This window comes from Streptosporangium sp. NPDC002721 (genome assembly GCF_042888905.1).
Taxonomy (GTDB): domain Bacteria; phylum Actinomycetota; class Actinomycetes; order Streptosporangiales; family Streptosporangiaceae; genus Streptosporangium.
Genome location: NZ_JBIAQI010000011.1, coordinates 28524 through 47874, shown reverse-complemented (window position 1 = coordinate 47874; position 19351 = coordinate 28524). Strand labels below are relative to the sequence as shown.

Genomic DNA, 19351 nt, shown 5'->3' with positions numbered 1-19351 from the left:
TACCGTCTTCTGGTACCTGACCGGAATCCACGTAACTCACGGTAGCTGACGTCCTCGGGGGTGCCTAGTATTGCGTATCTCATACTTTTGTGACCGCCGTCACCCGCTTGGCACTGCTATGAACCGGGTACCTTAGGGCTTTTTGCCATGGATAACCGCGGCCGCTGCGCCTAATCTGCGGGGCGTGACCCACATTCACGATCTTAGTGCCCTGGAGCAGGCGGCGGCCGTGCGGCGCAGGGAGATCTCACCCGTCGAGATCACCGAGCACTACCTCGACCGGATCGCCCGCCTGGACCCCGAGGTCGGCGCCTACGTGACGGTGACCCCCGCACTCGCCCTGGAACAGGCCCACAAGGTCGAGGCCCGGGTGCTCGCGGGGGAGGACTTCTCGCCCCTGGCCGGGGTGCCGGTCCCGATCAAGGACCTCAACCTCGTCAAGGGCGTGCCGATCCGCTTCGGCTCGGCCACCTACGAGGACTTCGTCGCGCCGGTGGACGACAGCCTGGTCGAGCGGCTCAGGGACGCCGGGACGATCATGCTCGGCAAGACCGCGACCCCCGAGTTCGGGCTGCCGTGCTACACCGAGACCTCCGTCTCCCCGCCCACCCGTACCCCGTGGGACCTCTCGCGGTCGGCGGGTGGGTCCAGCGGCGGCGCGGCGGCGGCGGTGGCCGCGGGCCTGGCCCCCGCCGCGCAGGGCAGCGACGGCGCCGGGTCGATCCGCATCCCCGCCTCGGCCTGCGGGCTGTTCGGCATCAAGCCCTCCCGGGGCAGGATCAGCTTCGCGCCGATCGTCCCCGACCTGGCGGGCATGTCGACCAACGGCCCGATCGCCAGGACCGTCGCCGACGCCGCCGCGCTGCTCGACGTGATGGCCCACCACAACCCCGGTGATCTCTACCACGCGCCGCCGCCCGAGCTCGGCTCCTTCGCGGCGTACGCGGGCCGCGACCCCGGGCGGCTGCGGATCGCCCGCTACGCCGAGCCGCTGGTCCCCGGCGCCGTGGTGGACCCCGAGGTGCTCGCCGCCTACGAGCACGCCTCGGCGGAGCTGGCGGCGCTCGGGCACGAGGTGGTCGACATCGCCCCGCCGTTCGGGCCCGAGCTGGTGCCGCGCTTCGTGACGCTCTGGTACGCCTTCTCCTGCATGCACCCGGTCGACCTGAGCAGGCAGGACAGGCTCAGGCCGCTCACCGCCTGGCTGCGCGAGCGCGGCTTCGCCACGCCCGCCCCCGAGTTCCTGCAGGCCCAGTCGGCGCTGCAGCTCGCCACCCGGATGGGCCTGCGGGCGACCGACCCCTACGACGCGGTGCTCACCCCGACCCTGACGCAGCCGCCCCGGCCCGTGGGCTGGTTCGAGGACGTCGACGACCCCGGGGAGACCTTCGAGCGGATGAAGCGGTTCGCCGCCTTCCCCGCCGTCTACAACGTCAGCGGCCAGCCCGCGGTCAACCTCCCGCTGCACTGGAGCGCCGAGGGGCTCCCGATCGGGGTGATGCTGGCCGGGAGGTTCGGTGACGAGGGCACGCTGATCTCCGTGTCGTCGCAGGTGGAGGCCGCCCGAGGGGGTTTCTGGGGCGAACGCAGGCCGGCGGTCTGGTAGCTCTCGACGGGGGGATCGGCGCCGGGTTACTTTTGAGGTGTGGACAGTGCGATCGAGGTCTTCGGCTTTCTCGTCGGAGTCTCCGGCGGCCTGTTCCTGCTCATCGCCCTGCTCGTGACGATGCCCGGCAGGATGCGCGACAGGGCCGCGAGAGGGACCTCGGCGGGTGCGGTCTGGCTGGGAGGCCCGTCCGGCAGCGAGCGGGGGATCACCGACTCGGTCCTCGTGCTGACCGAGCGGCGGCCCGCCGGGCCTTCGGCGCCGGAGGTCGACTGGGTCGCGCTGGCGGAGACCTCCGAGCCCGGACGGCATGTCGGCGGGGCGTCGGCGGCCTGGTGAACCGGCCGGTGAATCGCCGGACCGGTGAAGGTGAGGTGGCGGAGATGCTCGCTCTGACCTCGACACAGGGGGACGACGTCCGCGAGGCCCTGCGCGCCGCGGAACGGAGTACGGGACTGCGCTTCGCCGCCTACCTCGGGCCGGCGATCGGGCCGCGCCGCCACTTCTCCGAGCGGCTGCACGCCGGGCTGGGCGCCGACGCCGACAGGGGCGTGCTCGTCTTCGTGGACCAGCGGGGCAGGGGGCTGGAGATCGTCACGGGCCCGCTGGCCAGGCGGCGGCTGCCCGACGCCGAGTGCCGGGTGGCCGCGACGTCGATGGCCGCGGTGCTGGGCCTGGGGGACCTGGTGGGAGGGCTGGTCACCGGGGTCCTGACGCTCGCGGACCAGGCGTCGCGGCGCAGGTGACGACGCGGTCCCGCCGGTCAAATGATCTTCAGGGCGATCCGCTCGTACGGAAAGAAGATGATTTACCAGGATAATCGGCTCGTGCTGAGGATCACGTGGGACGCGCTGCCGGGTCGTTCTGGCAGGAGGTCCACGGCGGAGCGGGAGCCCGTCAAGATCCTCGACTACGTCCAGGCGGCGCTCGCGGACGCCCGCGGGAGGGTCCGCAGGGAGAACGAGACGGCGGCCGTCCTGCTGTTCACGACGGGGGCCGCCGCCGTCGCCACGGTCGTCGGGCTGCTGAACGGCCACTGGAGCCCCGGCCAGCTGTCCAGCAGGGCCGAATGGCTCTGGTGGACGAGCGGGTTCTTCTGGTTGATGGGGCTCCTCGTCCTCGCCGCGGCCCTCCACCGCCGTACCGCCGGGCTCGCGGGCAGGGCCCTGGAGCGGCGCCGCTTCTACCCCGGAGGGTTCGCCGACGAGACGCCTCCGGCACCGGACCCCCGCCTGGGGTACCGGCCGGAACCCGGCGCGGCCGGCCGCGACGCCGGGGCCAGGGTCGACCTGGCCGTCCTGGAGATCAGGAGGCTCGACGCCGTAGGGGACGCCAAGCAGCGCTACATCCGCCGGAGCGTCCTGCTCATGACGCTCTCCGTCGTCTGCTGCGGGCTGTCGGTGCTCATCGACCGCGCGCTCTGAGCGCCGGACAGCCTGATCAGGGCTGGAGAAGCTTCACCAGGTACGTGCTGATGTCCGCCAGCAGCGTCGAGGGCTTCACCTGGGCGCCCGCGACGGCGGAGAACAGGGAGGGCAGCCCCGGCAGCGGGAAGCCGTCGTCGTCGGACGCCTCGCCGCCCACGCCGTTCTTGGCCAGCACGGTCCGGCTGCGCTCCCACGCCTCGGTGACCTCCTCGGGGGAGGGCACGCCGAACCCGTGGCCCACCGGGGCCGCGTGGCGCAGGCGCACCAGCGGGGTGTCGGCGAAGGCCAGGGCCACCCGGGAGCGCAGCGCGAGGTCCTCGCGGCGCTCCGGCTCCACCCAGTCCATCGCGGTGCAGGGGTTGCGGCAGTCGGCGACGCAGGTGGCCAGCGCCCCGGCCACCTGGCTGTGCTGGCGGTCGAAGTAGGCGCGCCACCCCTCGGCCGGCTCCCCGGCCACCCGCAGGGTCCGGTTGACGGCCGACTGCTCGGCCCTCGTGTGGTCGCAGTCGCGGTCGCCGATCACCCCGAACCTGCTGCCCGGCGCGGTGAGGCCCGCAGGCCAGCGCGCCGGGTCGCCGGCGCTGCCGAGCACCGGTTCGAAGGCGAGCAGCGGGAGGTACTCGCTGGCGATGTGGACGGCGGCGACCATGGGGCTCAGCTCGCGCCGGTGCCACCTGACCGCGATGACCTCCAGCAGCAGCCCGTACGCGGGCCGCAGTGACTCCAGCGCGCCGCGCGGCTGCTCGCGGGGCGTCTGCGGCATCGTGCAGGCCCGAGCCCGCCGCCGCAGGTCGCTCGGCACGGCCCGCGCCTCGGCGGCGAAGTCCTCGGCGTCGAGCGACAGCAGCCGCTGGCCGAACTCACAGGCCGCCTCGATGTTGCCCGCGTCCTCCACGACGCCCGAGGCGAGGGCCCCGACGTCACCGAAGGCGTATCTGCGCGCCAGGGAGACGAGCAGGTCACGTGCCGTTTCCACGTGATTACCCTCTCACGACCCATGAACGACAGAACTGTTGCCTACGCAAAGACGAGACGTGAGGTGCTTCCCACGTTTGACGACTATTTCTACCAGTGTTTGCAGAAAACCACTCAAGACTTCGCCCCGCGAAGCCGGTCCGGTCTGATCGCCGGGAGCGGCTTCGCGGGGCGAGCCCGGCTCAGGACGCCGAGGCGTCCCTGGCCTGGTTGCGCAGGGCGCGGGCGATGCTGTCGGCGCCTTCGAGCAGCAGGCGCTTGAGGGCGTGCGGCGGCTGGGTGGACGAGATGAGGTCCTGGGTCCTGGCGACCGTCTCCGGGGAGATGTTCAGCGCCGGGTAGCAGCCGTTCGCGAAGTTCTGGGCGCTGTCGGAGCTCCAGGAGGCCCAGATCCCGCTGATCTCCTCGAAGTACCTCGCCCCGTACGGCTCCAGCAGCTCCGGGTGGCGCGGGTCCATGAAACCGGCGATCGTCGAGCGGAGCAGCGCGCCGCTCAGCTTGCCCTCGGTCATCGCGGCCCAGGCGTTCGCCTTGCCCTGGGCCGTGGGGATCCCGGCGCGGCAGAGCGCGGCCGAGCGCTCGCCCGTCGCGGTGGGGTCGCGCAGCAGCTCCTGGGCGATGTCCTCCTCGCCGAGCAGGCCGCCGGAGACCAGGGCCCCGGTCAGCGTCCAGCGCAGGTCGGCGTCGACGGTGAGGCCCTCGAGGACCGTCTCGCCGTCCAGCAGCCCCTTCAGGAACGCCAGGTCCTCGGTGGAGGTGGCCACGGTCGACAGCGCGTTCAGGTAGGCGAGCTGGTGGTCGGAGCCGGGCTCGGCCGCGCCGACCAGGCCGCGCAGCGCGGAGGCCAGCCTGGCCAGGCCCTCGGGGCGCCAGGCGGGGTCGGCGTACTGCTGGACGGCGAGCCGGGCCTGGCGGAGCACGGTCTGGGCGACCGTGATGTCCGCGACCGACTCGATGTTGGAGACGACCAGGGTGAGGTAGTCGCGGGTGGTCATCTCGGCGTCGCGGGTCATGTCCCAGGCGGCCGACCAGCACAGCGCCCTGGGCAGGGACTCGGTGAACCTGGCGACGCCGCCCTCGGTGATGGTCCGCAGCGACCGCTCGTCGAGCCTGACCTTGGCGTACGTCAGGTCGTCGTCGTTGATCAGGACCAGGTCCGGCTGGACCTCGCCGACCAGCTCGGCCACCGGGGTGCGCGCGCCGACGACGTCCAGCTCGACCCGCTTGACGCGGACCAGCTCGCCGTCCCGCAGGGAGTACAGGCCGATGGCGACGCGGTGCGAGCGCAGCGTCGGGTAGTCGGCCGGGGCCTCCTGGAGCACGTCGAACTCCAGGAAACGGCCCTCGGCGTCGACGGTGAACGACGGGCGCAGCGTGTTGACCCAGGAGGTCTCCAGCCACTCCTTCGACCAGGAGGACAGGTCGCGGCCCGAGGTGCGCTCCAGCGCGCCGAGCAGGTCCGCGAGCGTGGTGTTGCCCCAGGCGTGCTCGTTGAAGTAGTCGCGGACCCCGGCCAGGAAGTTGTCCAGCCCCACGTAGGCGACGAGCTGCTTGAGGACCGAGGCGCCCTTGGCGTAGGTGATGCCGTCGAAGTTGACCTCGACCGCGTGCATGTCGACGATGTCGGCGGCGATCGGGTGGGTGGAGGGCAGCTGGTCCTGGCGGTAGGCCCAGGCCTTCTCGACGTTGGCGAAGGTCGTCCAGGCGCCCTGGCCCCAGCGGGTGGCCTCGGCCTGGCAGAGCACCGAGGCGTAGGTGGCGAACGACTCGTTCAGCCACAGGTCGTCCCACCAGCGCATGGTGACCAGGTCGCCGAACCACATGTGCGCCATCTCGTGCAGGATCGTCTCGGCGCGGCGCTCGATCACCGCGTCCGTGACGCGCGAGCGGAAGACGTAGTCCTCCAGGAAGGTCACGCAGCCCGCGTTCTCCATCGCCCCGGCGTTGAACTCGGGGACGAAGAGCTGGTCGTACTTCCCGAACGGGTAGCGGACGCCGAAGATCCGGTGGAAGAAGTCGAAGCCCTGCCTGGTCACCTCGAAGAGGTTGTCGGCGTCGAGGTGCTCGGCGAGCGAGGCCCGGCAGTACAGGCCCAGCGGGATGCCGTCGTGCTCGGAGGTCACCTTGTGGTACGGCCCGGCGCACAGCGCGGTGATGTAGGTCGACATCACCGGGGAGGGCGGGAAGTGCCAGCGCTTGGCCGCCTGCAGGGCCCCGTGCCTGCCCCGGTGCTCCTGCAGCTCCTCCGACGCGTCGGGCGCCGCGTTGGAGATGACCTCCCAGTGGGAGGGCGCGAGCACGGTCAGCTCGAACGAGGCCTTGAGGTCGGGCTGGTCGAAGCACGCGTACATCCGGTGCGCGTCGGCCGTCTCGAACTGGCTGTGCAGGTAGACGCTCTTGTCGACCGGGTCGACGAAGCGGTGCAGGCCCTCGCCGGTGCGGCTGTAGGAGCAGTCGGCGTCCACCCGCAGCTCGTTGGTCTCGGCCAGGCCCGGCAGCGGCAGCCGCCCGGTCTCCACGTCGTAGCCGCTCACGTCCAGCTCGACGCCGTTGAGGACGGCCTTGCGCACCTTGGCGCCGGCCAGATCGACGAACGTCTCCGCACCCGGCCGGGTGCTGGTGAAGCGGACCGTGGTGACGCTCTCGAAGCGCTCCTCACCCTCGGTCAGGTCGAGCTCCACCGCATAGGACTGCACGCTGAGCAGCCGTGCGCGCTCGCGCGCCTCGTCACGGGTCAGATTGCCTGCCACTACCGCTCCCTCTTCACAACTTCCCCCGCTCCATTGCTAAGGGGTGACTGAATCCTGCCACGTAAGGGCGCGGACCGCCGCTTCGCGTCAGGCTGCAGACCGATACCCGGATTCGAGAATAAAGAGGCATGTCAAGGTATTAATAAGCCGGTGGAATAGGGGACTCCGTCGTCCGGGTTGTCGCTACCGAACAAGCCTCACGACCAGGAAGCCGGAGAAAATGACTGAGCGCACCCCTGTGGATCTCTGGTTCGACCCCTTCTGCCCGTTCGCGTGGATGACCTCCCGCTGGTTGCTGGAGGTGCAGAAGGTGCGGTCGATCGAGCCGCGCTGGCACATCATGAGCCTCAACGTGCTGAACGAGGACAAGGACGTCCCCGACGCCTACCGCGAGATGATCGCCCAGGCCATCGGCCCGGTCCGGGTGGTCGCCGCCGTGCAGGAGAAGTACGACTCCGAGACGGTCGGCCGCCTCTACACCGAGCTTGGCACCCGTTTCCACAACCAGGGCAGGCTCAAGGAGCTCGACACGCTCCGCGAGACCGTCCAGGAGGCCCTGGAGGCCGCCGGGCTGGACCGCGCGTTCGCCGACGCGATGGACTCGACCGAGTTCGACGAGGTCGTGCGCGCCTCCCACAACGACGGCATCGACCGGGTCGGCCAGGAGGTCGGCACCCCGGTGATCGCCATCGGCGACGTCGCCTTCTTCGGCCCGGTCATCTCACCGGCACCCAAGGGCGAGGAGGCGGGCAAGCTCTGGGACGGCGTGCGCCTGGTGGCGGCCACCGACGGGTTCTTCGAGCTCAAGCGCTCCAGGACCCGGCAGCCGATCTTCGACTGACCCGTCCCCCGGCCGCGGGCACGCCCCTCCGTCGCGCGGGAACGGCCGGCCCCGCCGCCGCGTCTCCGCCCGGGTGACCCCGCTGTGCTCCCGTACAACGCTCACCGTCGTACGGGAGCCGCGTCCGGATCGCCCTCGCGTAACAACGGCCCGCACGCCAGGATGAGGGACATGCGCCACCTTTATCTGAACGGAGCCTGGCAGCCGTCCGCGTCGGCCGAGAGCATCGACGTGATCAACCCCGCGACCGAGGAGCTGATCGACCGGGTCCCCGCGGGGTCGCCCGCCGACGTCGAGGCCGCCGTGGCCGCCGCGCGCGCGGCCTTCCCCTCCTGGTCGGCGACGGCCCCCGCCGAACGGGGCAGGATCCTCGCCGCGGCCGCGGACCTGATACGAGAACGCTCCGACCAGATAGCCAGGATCATCGCCACGGACATGGGCGCCCCGTACGGCCTGGCGATGAAGGTGCAGACGCTGATGCCGGCCGGGGTGCTGGCCTCGTACGCCCAATTGGCCGGGACCTACGACTTCGAGGGCGGGCAGGTCGGCAACTCCCGCGTCTTCAGGGAGCCGGTCGGGGTGGTCGCCGCCATCACCCCCTGGAACTACCCGCTCCACCAGGTCGTCTGCAAGGTGGGCGCCGCGCTCGCCGCGGGCTGCACGGTGGTGCTCAAGCCCAGCGAGGTGGCGCCGCTGGCGGCCTTCGCGCTCGCCGGGATCTTCGACGAGGTCGGCCTGCCCGCCGGGGTCCTCAACATGGTCAGCGGGTACGGCCCGGTGGTGGGCGAGGCCCTGGCCGGCCATCCCGAGGTGGACATGGTGTCGTTCACCGGCTCGACCCGGGCCGGGCGCCGGGTGGCCGCGCTCGCGGCCGAGTCGATCAAGCGGGTGGCCCTGGAGCTCGGCGGCAAGTCCGCCAGCCTGGTCCTGCCGGACGCCGACCTGGGGACGGCCGTCAAGGCGACGGTGGCGAACGCCTTCGTCAACTCCGGCCAGACCTGTTCGGCGTGGACCCGCATGATCGTCCACCGCGACCGTTACGACGAGGCGGTCCGTCTCGCCGTCGAGGCCGCGGGCAAGTACGTCGTCGGCGACCCCTTCGACGAGACGACCAGGCTCGGCCCGCTCGTGTCCGAGGCCCAGCGCGACCGGGTCGTCCGCTACATCAACCGGGGCCAGGAGGAAGGCGCCCGGCTGGTCGCCGGAGGCACCGACCGGCCCCTGCCGCGCGGTTTCTACGTCGAGCCCACGGTGTTCGCCGGGGTGGAGCCGGGGATGGTGATCGAGCAGGAGGAGATCTTCGGCCCGGTCCTCACGATCATCCCCTACCTCAGGGGCGAGGACGAGGCGGTCACCATCGCCAACGGCACGCCGTACGGCCTGGCGGGCGCGGTGTGGGCGGGCAGCGAGCAGCGCGCGGTCGAGGTCGCCCGGCGGCTGCGCACCGGCCAGGTGGCGGTCAACGGCGGCCGGTTCAACCCGCGGGCGCCCTTCGGCGGCTACAAGCAGTCGGGCCTGGGCCGCGAGCTGGGCGAGTTCGGGCTCGAGGAGTTTCTGGAGATCAAGTCCGTCCAACTCTGAGAGTCGCCGGGGTGTCCGGCTCCGGGGACCGACTCCGGCGGCCGGCCGGGGTCAGGGGGCCTGGAGCAGGACCTTCCTGGCGGCCTCCCTGGCCAGCCTGTCCACGTACAGCCTGCCGTCGAGGTGGTCGGTCTCGTGCTGGAAGCAGCGCGCCAGCATGCCCCGGGCCCTGATCCGGATCGGCCGCCCCAGCCGGTCCAGGCCGCTCACGGTGACCCCGGCGGCCCGGGGCGTCCTGGCGTAGATCGGGGTGCCGGTCCCGCGGTCGGGGACGGACAGGCAGCCCTCCTCGTCGAGGACCTCGGTGTCGTCGTCCACGGTCAGCTCGGGGTTGATCACGTGGCCCTTGCGGTTGCTGCAGTCGTAGACGAAGATCCGCTTCGACACGCCGATCTGGGGACCGGCCAGGCCGACGCCCTGCGCGGCGTACATCACGGCGAACATCTCGTCGATCATGCGCCGCAGGTCACGGTCGAAGTCGATGATCGGCTCGGCGGGCGTGCGCAGGACAGGGTCACCGACCACTCGGATGTCACGCATGTGGGGGATCTCTCTTGTAAGGGTTCCGTGAGCATTACGGCTATTACTCTATCCGGGGGCCGGGTGGAGCCGCCCGCGTACACCTGCGAAACTGTGCGGGTGCGCGTCTACATCGGTGCCGACCATGCCGGCTATGAGCTCAAGAACCACGTCGTCTCCTGGCTGAAGGAGCACGGCCACGAGGTCGAGGACTGCGGTCCCTTCGTCTACGACGCGGAGGACGACTACCCGCCCTTCGTGCTGCGCGCGGCCGAGGGCGTCGTGGGTGACCCGGGCAGCCTGGGCGTCGTCATCGGCGGTTCGGGCAACGGCGAGCAGATCGCGGCCAACAAGGTGCGCGGCGTCCGCGCCGCCCTCGCCTGGAGCGAGGAGACCGCCAGGCTCGCCCGCGAGCACAACAACGCCAACGTCGTCAGCCTCGGCTCGCGGATGCACGAGCCGGAGGAGGCGATCAGGTTCGTCGAGACCTTCCTCGCCACCTCGTACTCCGGGGCCGAGCGGCACAACCGCAGGATCGCGCAGCTCACGTCGTACGAGACCATCGGCCAGCTCCCGCCGCTGCCGTAGCCCCCGGCTTCCTACCGCTGGCGGTCGCGGTGCGGGGTCTCCCCGCGCGGCGGTTCCCTGCGGGCCCCGTTGCGCGCCGGCTCCTTGCGGGGCGCCTCGTCACGCAGGGGGCGGCGGTCCGCGGCCTCCTGCTGCTCCCGCGACGGGCGTGAGACGTCTCGCGCCCGCATCGCGGTGATCGCGTTGATCTGCAAGCTCTGCAGTGCCATGCCCGCCACCATAACCCGCCCCCGCCCCGTCCGGCTCCCGCTGGAGGGGGCCGTCAGAAGACCAGGCCGGCCCAGGGGGCGGGGTCCCACGACATGGCGGTGGACAGCTCCCGCAGGGCCCCCGCGCGCGTCTCGCGTACCACCCCCGCGGCCAGCAGCGCCGCCAGCGGCCGCCCGCCCAGGTAGGCGGCGCCCAGCACGGCGACGGGCAGGGTGAGGTCGGCGGGGTCGTCGGAGGGCGCGCAGCGGGCGCCGGAGGTGTCGGCCGTGAGCCGCCAGCGGCGCGCGTTCCACGGGCACACGGTGTCCTCGACGTCGATCACCACGTCGACCGGCGCGCTGTAGCGGCGGGCCGGAAGGGCCCGCTCGACGTCCACGACGCGGATCCAGAGGTCGTCCTGCCAGAGCGCGTGGAGCACGCGCGGCTCGGCCAGCAGGTGGATCAGCGGGTCGTCCGCGGGCCGGGCCTGGGTGACGACGTGCGAGACCAGGTCGCGGTCCAGGACGTGCCGCCAGAGCAGCGCGTAGGCGGCGGGGTCGAGGCCGAACAGCTCCTTGAGCCGCAGCTCCCCGGCGGGAAGGTCGTGGTCGTCGAAGGCGGCCTTGATCCGGAAGAGCGCGTAGCCGCGCGGACCGGCGTCGTCCTCGGCGACCACGGCGCGCAGCGGGCCGGCGCCGCCCTGGTCGGAGTCATGGTCGCTCAGCACGGTGTCCCAGCGGCCGGGCGTACGGGCGTACAGCCCGGGACGCTCCTCGAACGCCGACTCGTAGATCTTCTCGAAGGTCGACCTCGCCTCCGCGGGCCTGACGACGCGCAGCCGCAGGGCGGGGTCGGCCGGGGCGTGCCGGGTGAAGGCCGCCCTCGCGGTGGGGATCCGGAAGGGCATGCAGTCGGCGGCCCTGCCGTAGCCGTAACGGCCGTAGATCGCGGCCTCGGCCGCGTAGAGCGCGGCGACGGCCTCGCCCCGCTCGCGCAGGTCGGACAGCTGGCGGGCCATCAGCGAGGAGAGGATGCCCCGGCGGCGGTGCGAGGGCAGCACGCTGACCGCGGTGACGCCGCCGACCGGGATCGGCCCGCCGGGCACGGTCATGCTGAAGCTGTGCGCGGCGGTGGTGCCCACGAGCAGATCGCCGTCGAACACGCCGAGCGTACGGTCGAACTCGGTGTTGCGCCTGTAGATCTCCTGCCGGTGTTCCGGGATGGCGGCGCCGAACGCCTCCTCGTCCACGGTCATCCAAGCGGACCATTCGGCTTCGGTGATGGGACGTAGGCTGAGAGTCATCTTCCAAACGGTAGTAGGGGACAAACGGTTCCGGCCATCTAATATCCCTGCTTAATGATCAAGGCGTTGGTCAAGTGGGCTGCCCAAAGGGGGGACGGCCAGATACAGTCGAGCGCATCATGAGTTCCCGTCCGGTGCCGCTGCTCCCTCCGGCGCTCCGCGCGTTCCTGGTCCGCGTCCCCCTTCTCGTCCCCGTCGTGCGCTTCCTGCGGCGCGGCCCCCTGGCGCGCGACCGCAACCTGCTCATCACCCTGACCCTGCTGACCCTGCTGATCGGCGGGCTGGCCGCCAGGGTGTCCATGGAGTGGTTCTCCCCGGCCCTGATGATCCCGGTCACCCTCGTGGCGGGGCTCCAGCTCAGGCTGAACAGCCTCGTCAAGCTGCTGTGCGCGGTCACGATCTCCCTGATCTACGTGGCGGTGGTGCGCGGGGTGGGGCACATCGGTCCCGGCCTGCTGGTCACCTTCGGCTTCACCGCGGTGCTGGCCGCGCTGATGGCCCGGACCCGGGGCAAGCTCGGCGTGCAGGGCCTGCGCGGCGACGCGATGCTGCTGGAGTTGCGCGACCGTCTCAAGAGCCAGAGCGACCTGCCCCCGCTGTCCAAGGAGTGGGGCTCCAAGGTGGTCCTCAAGCAGGCCGGGGGCTCCTCCTTCGGCGGCGACTTCCTGGTCTCCATGCGCGAGGGCGACACGCTGGAGCTCGCCCTGGTCGACGTGTCGGGCAAGGGCGTCGACGCGGGCACCCGGGCGCTGCTGCTGTCGGGCACCTTCGGCGGGCTGCTCGGCTCGGTCACCGACTTCCTGCCCGCCTGCAACACCTACCTGCACCGCCAGCGCGAGGCCGAGGGCTTCGTCACGGCGGTCCACCTGCGGCTCAACCTCGTGACGGGCGAGTACGTCATCACCTCGGCCGGTCACCCCCCGGTGGTCAAGTTCGAGTCGGGCACCGGGACGTGGCGGGTCTCCACGGCCAAGGGGGTCGTCCTCGGCGTCGTGCCCGACCTGCACTGCGAGGCCGACCAGGGGATGCTGCGCAAGGGCGACGCGCTCATGCTCTACACCGACGGCCTGATCGAGCAGCCGGGGCGCGACATCGACGCCGGCCTCGACCGCCTGCTGGGAGAGGCCGAGCGCCTGATGCCCTCGGGGTTCCGTGACGGCGCCCGCAACCTGGTCGCCTCCATGTCGTCGGGCCACAACGACGACTGCGCCCTCATCCTCATCTGGCGCCCCTGAGATCCGGTGCCCCGGGGAACCGGGCGGGGCTCAGAGCCAGCCGGAGTCGACGGCGATGCGCACGGCGTCGAGACGGTTGCGCGCCTGGGTCTTGCACATGATCCGCGACAGGTGGTTGCGGACCGTTCCGACGGAGAGGAACAGCTGGTCGGCGATCTCGCCGGACCTCGCCCCCTGCGCGACCAGCCGGAGCACGTCGAGCTCCCTGCGGGTCAGCGGGTTCTCCACCGCCCTCAGGGCCGCCACCGCGAGCTCGGAGTCGACCGCGCGCCGTCCGGCCGCCACCTGGCGGACGCCGTCGGCCAGCTGCTCGGGAGCGACCTCCAGGCCCATGAACCCGAGGGCGTGGGCGGCGAAGGCCCGGCGGACCTGCCCGGGGCTGGGGTCGCGCGACAGCAGGAGGACCCGGCAGTCGGGAGCCTCCTCGTGCAACCGCAGCGCGGTGGTGAAACCGCAGACGTCCGGCAGGTCGAGATCGATGACCGCCGTCTCCGGCGCGTGCCGCAGGACGGCGGGGAGCACCTGCTCCCCGGCGGCCACGTCGGCCACCACCTTCATGTCGGCCTCGTTCTCCAGCGTCGCCACCAGCCCGCGACGGACCAGGGGAAGATGCTCGGCAACCACGATCCCGATCAAAACGCTCCTATCTCTCGCCCTCACCTTCATCAAAGAGTGTTCGTGCGATCGCTGAATGTCAACGGAGCGCGTCCAATCGGCGAAGAGCCATGAACGGCCCGATAGAGGGGCGACAGGGAAGGCGGGGAGGGCCGGGAAGGCAGGAAAGGCCGGGAAAGCCGGGAGAGCCGGGAGGCAGGGAAGGACGGAAAGCGGGGAGGACCGGGAAGGCAGGGAGGACCGAAAAGGACCGCTTTTCCGCGGCGGCGTGCGGGCCGGATACTTGGGCTAACCTCTTATGGGGCATTGTCGGTGAAACCGCGATGGGGGTATGAACCTGTGAGCTGGCTCTCCGTGGTCGGGGTCATCGTCTTTCTCGTGGGACTGATGGTGTCGATCGGGCTGCACGAGATCGGCCACCTGGTGCCGGCCAAGTTGTTCGGTGTCAAGGTCACCCAGTACATGGTCGGGTTCGGCCCGACGATGTGGTCGCGCCGCAAGGGCGACACCGAGTACGGCGTCAAGTGGCTCCCGCTCGGCGGCTACATCCGCATGATCGGCATGCTGCCGCCCCGGCCCACCGACGCCCCCGGCAAGGTGCGCTCGGTCTCCACGGGCCCCTGGCAGGGCCTGATCGAGAACGCCCGCGACGTCGCCCTGGAGGACGTGCGGCCCGGCGACGAGGACCGGGTGTTCTACCGCAAGCCCTGGTGGCAGAAGGTCATCATCATGTCCGGCGGTCCGGCGATGAACTTCGTGCTGGCGTTCATCCTGTTCGGCGTCGTGCTCATGGGGTTCGGCATTCCCACGCAGAAGACCGAGATCGCCTCGATCCCGCAGTGCGTGAAGACCGCCGCCGAGTACGCCAAGAACCCCGAGTGCACCGCGACCGACAAGCCCAGCCCGGCCAGCGCGGCTGGGCTGCGGCCGGGAGACGTCATCGTGTCCGTGGCGGGCAGGTCCGCCGCGAGCTGGGACGCCGCGACGCGGGCCATCCGCGACCACGGCGCGGGCCCGATCGCGATCGGCATCAGGCGGGCCGGCCAGGACCTGACCGTCAACGCCAGCCTCATCGCCCAGGACCGCGAGTCGCTGGACGAGCCGGGCAAGATCGAGAAGGGTGTCGGCTACCTCGGGGTCAGCCCGAAGATCGTCATCGAGCAGCAGAGCTTCGGCGCCGTGGCCGCGCACATGGGGGATCTCACCTCGGCCACCGCCGCCTCGCTGCTCAGGTTCCCCGAGAAGATGGTGGGCGTCTGGCACGCCGCCTTCTCCGGGGACGAGCGCGACAGGAACGGCCCGATCGGTGTCATCGGCGTCAGCCGTATCGGCGGTGAGATCGCCGCCGCCGCGATCCCGCTGGAAAACAAGATCGTCGTTTTCATCAACCTGCTGGCCGGCTTCAACCTGGCGATCGGCATGTTCAACCTGATCCCGCTGCTCCCTCTGGACGGCGGGCACATCGCGGGCGGTCTGTGGGAGGGCCTCAAGCGCGGCTTCGCCCGCGTCGCCCGCCGCCCCACGCCCGGCCACGTCGACATCGCCAAGGCGCTTCCGCTCACCTACGCGATCGCCTTCTTGATGATCATCATGGCGGGCCTGCTGATGTACGCCGACCTGGTCAACCCGGTCCGCCTGTCCGGCTGACCGTCCTTCCCTGCCGGGTGGGGCGGCACGGCGCATCCGTCCGAAGAGGTTAGGGTGACGCCGTGAACGAGGGAACGCCTGGAGCGATGATCGACGTGGCCCTGTTCCGGCTGCGCCGGATCTGGTCGCGGCCACTGCGCGCGCGCAAGGCCGGGGAGCCGCAGCGGCCGGTGCACATGTCGAACGTGATGGTCGTGCACGCCGTGCACAAGCTGAGCCTGGACGTGCCCGAGGTGACCGTGGGAGCCGTCGCCGAGCAACTGGGCGTCGATCCCTCCACGGCCAGCAGGCTGGTCAACGACGCGGTCGGCGCGGGGTTCGTGGAGCGCGAGGAGTCGGCCGTGGACGCCAGGCGGGCCCGGCTCGTGCTGAGCGAGCGGGGCCGCCGCGTGCTGGAGGTGGTGGTCCGCCACCGGCGCACCTACCTGGACGGCCTGATGGCCGACTGGGACGAGCCGGACCGCGAGGCCTTCGCCCGGCTTCTCGACCGTTTCGCCGAGGCCGCCGTCGCCCGCCCGGCGAACCTGGCCAACCTCGACCGGATGATCGCCGAGACGCTCGTGGAGACCTCGGCCCTGGGCTGACCCGGACCCGGCCGCCGCTACTCGCCGGTGACCCCGTCGATCCGCTGGCGGACGATGTCGGCGTGGCCGTTGTGCCGGGCGTACTCCTCGATCATGTGGACGAGGATCCAGCGCAGCGAGACGTCCTGGTCGCGGCGTTGCGTCTTCCCTATGGTGTCCATGGACAGCCCGGCGGACAGCTCGCGCGCGTGCTCGACCTCGCCTCGCCAGCGGGCGAACGCCTCCTCCGCCGTGCTGGTCTCCAGGGTGTCGAAGTCGCCGTCGGGGTCGTCGTCGGAGTAGTAGAACGGCGCGACGCCCTCGCCGTTGAGGATGTTACGGAACCAGTTGCGCTCCACCTCGGCCATGTGGCGGACCAGGCCCAGCAGGGAGAGCGTGGAGGGCTCGGCGGCACGCAGGCGAAGCTGCTCGTCCGAGAGCCCGTCGCACTTCACGGCCAGGGTCTCCCGGTGCCAGTCGAGCCAGGAGTGCAGCATCGCGCTCTCGTCGGCGATGAAGGGAGGGTCAACGCGTGTGTCGGTCATGGCGCCCAATCCTGTCGGTGCGCGGGGCCGCTGTCATGCCCTTTTCTGGCTGATTGCGAGGATTTCCAGCCGTCCGGGCGCAGAGGAGGGTGATGACCCGGTACGTCCGCCGCCGACAGAGACCGCGACCCTCGTGAAGGCCCCGGGCCTCGCCCTGGTTCGGGGGGACCTACACATCGGTGCACGTCAGTACTGCTCGGCGTCCAGTCGCCACTTTCCACAACAAGTGAGACGCGGTCGTCCACCTGCCCTCAACAATCCCACCGAGGGCATATAGGCGAGTCCGCAGAGCAAAGTAGGCAATTCAGCCCGCCGTGACCCCGGCCGCACCGCCGTGACGACCCGGGCTCGACTAAGGAGGTGTCAATATTCGCCCGGGTCGATCGGTGGATTGGTGATGAAAATCGGGCACGCGGCCAAAAGCTTGTCATCGGAGGATTCAGGTCGAGTGCGGCTTTTCCCGGTTCGATCCAGACTGTTTCCCCGGCCGGTAATGGTTTCCCATCGGCCTTCGGCACGGTCCCTTCCAGGTCGTGTTCGCCGCCGTTCCGGGATTCCCCGATGCCCCGATTTACTGTGGAGGGGTTTCGGTGTTCGTCATGGCGGCCTCCCGCGGCCGGTCGAGCCGAAAAGTGATCGGGCTGGACGGATCCGGAAAGAAGGCGTTCCCAGGTGCGCGCGAACTCAGAGAAGATACTTGTCGTCGGGGCCGGGGTGAGCGGGTTGACCACTGCGTTGTGCCTGGCCAGGGAAGGGTTTCGCGTCACCGTCATCGCGGAGGGATTCGCGCCCGACATCGTCTCGGTCGTCGCGGGCGCGCTGTGGGAGTGGCCGCCGGCGGTGTGCGGTTACCACCACGACCAGATCTCCCTCGCCCGCTCCAAGAACTGGTGCCTCACCTCGTACGACATGTTCGAGAAGCTGGCCCGGGCCAGGGTTCCCGGGGTGGCCATGCGAAGGTCCAACTTCTATTTCAAGCACCCCGTCGAGGAGAGCCCGCACGATCTCCACAAGATGCGGGAGCTCGCGGGGAAGGTGCGCGGCTTCGTCCGCGACCGGTCGCTCGCCGAACGCAACGGCATCAGTCCCGACTACGGGGTGGTCGACGCGTACTCGCACATGGCACCCATGATCGACACCGATCAGTACATGGCGTGGCTGATGCGGCAGGTCAAGATCCACGGTGTGCGGGTCGAGCGCTACCGGGTCGAGGGGCTGCTGGCCGAGCGCAGGGCCGAGCTCCTCGACCGCTTCGGCGCCGAGCTGATCGTCTGCTGCGCGGGCCTCGGCACCGCGGGGCTCCGGGGCATCGGCATGTACCCGCTGCGCGGCGCGCTGGTGCGGGTCCGCAACGACGGGCTGCGCGGGCGCCGGATCCGTGAGGCCCACTGCGTCTCCCACGACGAGCGCAACGAGGGTGAGCAGGACATCGTCTTCATCGTGCCGCGCAATCCGAAACTGCTCGTTCTCGGGGGACTGGCGGAAAAGGACGAGTGGGACACCGGAATCAACCTGGAGAACCACGGTCCCGTACGGGATATGTACGAGCGGTGCCTGGCCTTCATGCCCGCGTTGCGACACGCGAGGCTGGATCCCGACGAGCCGGTACGGGCGGGGCTGCGGCCGTTCCGGAACGAGAACGTCTGCCTCGAGTGGGACGACGAGGAAAAGGTCGTTTACAACTTCGCGCACGGCGGAGCCGGATTCAGTTTTTCCTGGGGTTGCGCCCAGGAGGCCGTCGGCCTGGTGCGCGCGGCGATAGAGGACCGCGAGTACTCATATTCCTTCTGATTTTCTTCTGATGGACCAGCGGATTTCTCCCGAGAGTGGATGGGCGTCGAAAATGCGGAGAACCATCACGTGCTTCCTGGTCGCGAACTCGGCCCTCGTGCTCACCGCGTGCCTGCCGTTCGGTGCCGCGAACACCGGTGTCGTGTCGTCGCGGCATTCCGGGGCGCCCGTTCCTCACGAGCGCCCTCCCGCGCCTCGTGCCGAGCCCGCCCCGCTGTCACGGTTTCCCCTCCTGCGTCCTGGTGACAGGGGGGCCCAGGTCCAGGAGGTCCACCGGCGTCTCGACCGGCTGGGGTTCGGGCCGGGGCAGGTCGGCGACGAGTACCGCCCCGCGATGCGCGCGGCCGTGTGGGCCTTCCAGAAGGCGAACGGGCTGCCTCCCGCCGACCAGATCGACCCGCCGACCTGGCGGGCGCTCTCCCGCCCGGCGCGTCCGCGGCCGCTGGTGCCGTACGGGGAGCCCACGAGGGTGGAGATCGACCTGCGCCGCCAGCTGCTCACCGCGTGGCGGGACGGCAGGCCCGCGCTGGTCTCCCACATCTCGACCGGCAACGGCGAGCACTACTGCAAGAAGGGGAACTGCGGGGTCGCCGTCACGCCCACCGGGGACTTCCGCGCCTGGTTCCGGACGCCCGGATGGACCAGCGGGCCGCTGGGCGACCAGTTCTACACCATCTACTTCAACGAGGGCATCGGCTTCCACGGCTCGGAACGGGTTCCGCGGCATCCCGCGTCCCACGGGTGCATCCGGGTCCCCCTCCACAACGCCAAGGCGCTCTACGACATGACCCCGACGGGAACCCCGGTCTACGTCCGCCGCCCCGAGGCTCCCAAGCCGCCCGACCGCGAGAGGTCTCCGGAGCGTGTCACGTCCTCTGACCGTGCGAGGTCTCCGGAGCGTGTCACGTCTCCTGACCGTGCGAGGTCTCCGGAGCGTGTCACGTCCTCTGACCGTGCGACGCCGGAGTCTCCCGGGCTTCCCGACGAGCCTCCCGGCATTCCCGCCCGGGACGCGGACCGGCCGAAGACGCTCTGAGCCCGGCCACCGGCGCGAGGCTCGCCCTCACCCGGGCCTCCGCCGTCGTCGTACACGCGTCGGCGACCTTCGCGACCGACCGACCGGCCAGGCAGGCGGCCCCGGACCCGGCGTTCGAATGACGCACGGGTCCGGGTCCG

The 19351-nt window shown here is 70.8% G+C and carries 19 protein-coding genes; 12 read left to right on the top strand and 7 right to left on the bottom strand.

Going from position 1 to position 19351, the window contains the following annotated elements; all coding sequences use genetic code 11:
* Nucleotides 1-184 precede the first annotated feature (184 nt).
* The 4 genes from ACFYWM_RS17050 (at nt 185) to ACFYWM_RS17035 (ending at nt 3030) form a co-directional block, all read left to right on the top strand.
* Nucleotides 185-1606: an amidase gene (locus ACFYWM_RS17050; protein WP_389915341.1), complete on the top strand. Its 1422-nt coding sequence runs from the start codon at nt 185-187 to the stop codon at nt 1604-1606.
* 39 nt (nt 1607-1645) lie between these two features.
* The gene (locus ACFYWM_RS17045; protein WP_389915338.1) at nt 1646-1945 is read left to right on the top strand and encodes a hypothetical protein; all 300 of its coding nucleotides are present in this window, start codon (nt 1646-1648) and stop codon (nt 1943-1945) included.
* On the top strand, nt 1942-2352 hold the full coding sequence (locus tag ACFYWM_RS17040) for a DUF5130 family protein (RefSeq protein WP_389915334.1): 411 nt from the start codon (nt 1942-1944) through the stop codon (nt 2350-2352). The genes ACFYWM_RS17045 and ACFYWM_RS17040 overlap by 4 nt, the downstream gene beginning before the upstream one ends.
* Nucleotides 2353-2433: 81 nt before the next feature.
* Nucleotides 2434-3030: a hypothetical protein gene (locus ACFYWM_RS17035; RefSeq protein ID WP_389915331.1), complete on the top strand. Its 597-nt coding sequence runs from the start codon at nt 2434-2436 to the stop codon at nt 3028-3030.
* A 16-nt stretch (nt 3031-3046) separates the two neighbouring features.
* On the opposite strand, the gene ACFYWM_RS17030 is transcribed toward ACFYWM_RS17035, so the two are convergent.
* Complete coding sequence (locus tag ACFYWM_RS17030; protein ID WP_389915328.1) at nt 3047-4009, bottom strand: hypothetical protein; 963 nt, start codon at nt 4007-4009, stop codon at nt 3047-3049.
* Nucleotides 4010-4190: 181 nt separating this feature from the next.
* On the bottom strand, nt 4191-6758 hold the full coding sequence (gene pepN, locus ACFYWM_RS17025; protein WP_389915325.1) for an aminopeptidase N: 2568 nt from the start codon (nt 6756-6758) through the stop codon (nt 4191-4193).
* A 220-nt stretch (nt 6759-6978) separates the two neighbouring features.
* On the opposite strand from pepN, the gene ACFYWM_RS17020 reads away from it, so the two are divergent.
* A complete protein-coding gene (locus ACFYWM_RS17020; protein ID WP_389915322.1) occupies nt 6979-7599 on the top strand; it encodes a disulfide bond formation protein DsbA in 621 nt (206 codons plus the stop codon).
* A 171-nt stretch (nt 7600-7770) separates the two neighbouring features.
* Nucleotides 7771-9180 (top strand): aldehyde dehydrogenase family protein, encoded by a 1410-nt coding sequence (locus ACFYWM_RS17015; RefSeq protein WP_389915319.1) that lies wholly within the window; start codon nt 7771-7773, stop codon nt 9178-9180.
* A 51-nt stretch (nt 9181-9231) separates the two neighbouring features.
* On the opposite strand, the gene def is transcribed toward ACFYWM_RS17015, so the two are convergent.
* Nucleotides 9232-9720 carry a peptide deformylase gene (gene def / locus ACFYWM_RS17010; protein WP_389915316.1) on the bottom strand — a complete coding sequence of 163 codons (489 nt, stop codon included), beginning with the start codon at nt 9718-9720 and terminating at the stop codon, nt 9232-9234.
* 99 nt (nt 9721-9819) lie between these two features.
* Between def and ACFYWM_RS17005 the strand changes: the two genes are divergently transcribed.
* Nucleotides 9820-10287 carry a ribose-5-phosphate isomerase gene (locus ACFYWM_RS17005; protein WP_389915314.1) on the top strand — a complete coding sequence of 156 codons (468 nt, stop codon included), beginning with the start codon at nt 9820-9822 and terminating at the stop codon, nt 10285-10287.
* Nucleotides 10288-10298: 11 nt separating this feature from the next.
* On the opposite strand, the gene ACFYWM_RS17000 is transcribed toward ACFYWM_RS17005, so the two are convergent.
* Entirely contained in the window at nt 10299-10496 is a 198-nt protein-coding gene (locus tag ACFYWM_RS17000) for a hypothetical protein (protein ID WP_389915311.1), read from the bottom strand.
* A 53-nt stretch (nt 10497-10549) separates the two neighbouring features.
* Nucleotides 10550-11779 (bottom strand): GNAT family N-acetyltransferase, encoded by a 1230-nt coding sequence (locus ACFYWM_RS16995; protein WP_389915308.1) that lies wholly within the window; start codon nt 11777-11779, stop codon nt 10550-10552.
* Between the two features lie 119 nt (nt 11780-11898).
* Here ACFYWM_RS16995 and ACFYWM_RS16990 point away from each other — a divergent pair, with 119 nt between their 5' ends.
* Nucleotides 11899-13014, top strand: a complete 1116-nt coding sequence (locus ACFYWM_RS16990; protein ID WP_389915305.1) for a PP2C family protein-serine/threonine phosphatase — start codon at nt 11899-11901, stop codon at nt 13012-13014.
* Between the two features lie 30 nt (nt 13015-13044).
* Here the strand turns inward: ACFYWM_RS16990 and ACFYWM_RS16985 are convergent, their stop codons facing one another.
* Complete coding sequence (locus ACFYWM_RS16985) at nt 13045-13638, bottom strand: response regulator transcription factor (protein ID WP_389915302.1); 594 nt, start codon at nt 13636-13638, stop codon at nt 13045-13047.
* Nucleotides 13639-13968: 330 nt separating this feature from the next.
* Between ACFYWM_RS16985 and ACFYWM_RS16980 the strand changes: the two genes are divergently transcribed.
* Together ACFYWM_RS16980 and ACFYWM_RS16975 are read left to right on the top strand one after the other, a co-directional pair.
* Nucleotides 13969-15276, top strand: coding sequence for a M50 family metallopeptidase (locus tag ACFYWM_RS16980; RefSeq protein WP_389915299.1), 1308 nt, complete (start codon nt 13969-13971; stop codon nt 15274-15276).
* Nucleotides 15277-15338: 62 nt separating this feature from the next.
* Nucleotides 15339-15860 carry a MarR family winged helix-turn-helix transcriptional regulator gene (locus ACFYWM_RS16975; protein WP_389915296.1) on the top strand — a complete coding sequence of 174 codons (522 nt, stop codon included), beginning with the start codon at nt 15339-15341 and terminating at the stop codon, nt 15858-15860.
* 17 nt (nt 15861-15877) lie between these two features.
* Here the strand turns inward: ACFYWM_RS16975 and ACFYWM_RS16970 are convergent, their stop codons facing one another.
* Nucleotides 15878-16384, bottom strand: a complete 507-nt coding sequence (locus tag ACFYWM_RS16970) for a DinB family protein (RefSeq protein ID WP_389915293.1) — start codon at nt 16382-16384, stop codon at nt 15878-15880.
* A 672-nt stretch (nt 16385-17056) separates the two neighbouring features.
* On the opposite strand from ACFYWM_RS16970, the gene ACFYWM_RS16965 reads away from it, so the two are divergent.
* Together ACFYWM_RS16965 and ACFYWM_RS16960 are read left to right on the top strand one after the other, a co-directional pair.
* Nucleotides 17057-18175: an FAD-dependent oxidoreductase gene (locus ACFYWM_RS16965; protein ID WP_389915290.1), complete on the top strand. Its 1119-nt coding sequence runs from the start codon at nt 17057-17059 to the stop codon at nt 18173-18175.
* Nucleotides 18176-18227: 52 nt separating this feature from the next.
* On the top strand, nt 18228-19211 hold the full coding sequence (locus ACFYWM_RS16960; RefSeq protein ID WP_389915288.1) for a L,D-transpeptidase family protein: 984 nt from the start codon (nt 18228-18230) through the stop codon (nt 19209-19211).
* The last annotated feature ends 140 nt before the right edge of the window (nt 19212-19351 follow it).

Excerpts from the sequence above, each read along its gene's own strand:
- ACFYWM_RS17000 (WP_389915311.1), bottom strand. The coding sequence starts at position 10,496 with ATGGCACTGCAGAGCTTGCAGATCAACGCGATCACCGCGATGCGGGCG.
- ACFYWM_RS16990 (WP_389915305.1), top strand. The coding sequence starts at position 11,899 with ATGAGTTCCCGTCCGGTGCCGCTGCTCCCTCCGGCGCTCCGCGCGTTC.
- ACFYWM_RS17015 (WP_389915319.1), top strand. The coding sequence starts at position 7,771 with ATGCGCCACCTTTATCTGAACGGAGCCTGGCAGCCGTCCGCGTCGGCC.
- ACFYWM_RS16970 (WP_389915293.1), bottom strand. The coding sequence starts at position 16,384 with ATGACCGACACACGCGTTGACCCTCCCTTCATCGCCGACGAGAGCGCG.
- def (WP_389915316.1), bottom strand. The coding sequence starts at position 9,720 with ATGCGTGACATCCGAGTGGTCGGTGACCCTGTCCTGCGCACGCCCGCC.
- ACFYWM_RS17020 (WP_389915322.1), top strand. The coding sequence starts at position 6,979 with ATGACTGAGCGCACCCCTGTGGATCTCTGGTTCGACCCCTTCTGCCCG.
- ACFYWM_RS16960 (WP_389915288.1), top strand. The coding sequence starts at position 18,228 with ATGCGGAGAACCATCACGTGCTTCCTGGTCGCGAACTCGGCCCTCGTG.
- ACFYWM_RS16995 (WP_389915308.1), bottom strand. The coding sequence starts at position 11,779 with ATGACTCTCAGCCTACGTCCCATCACCGAAGCCGAATGGTCCGCTTGG.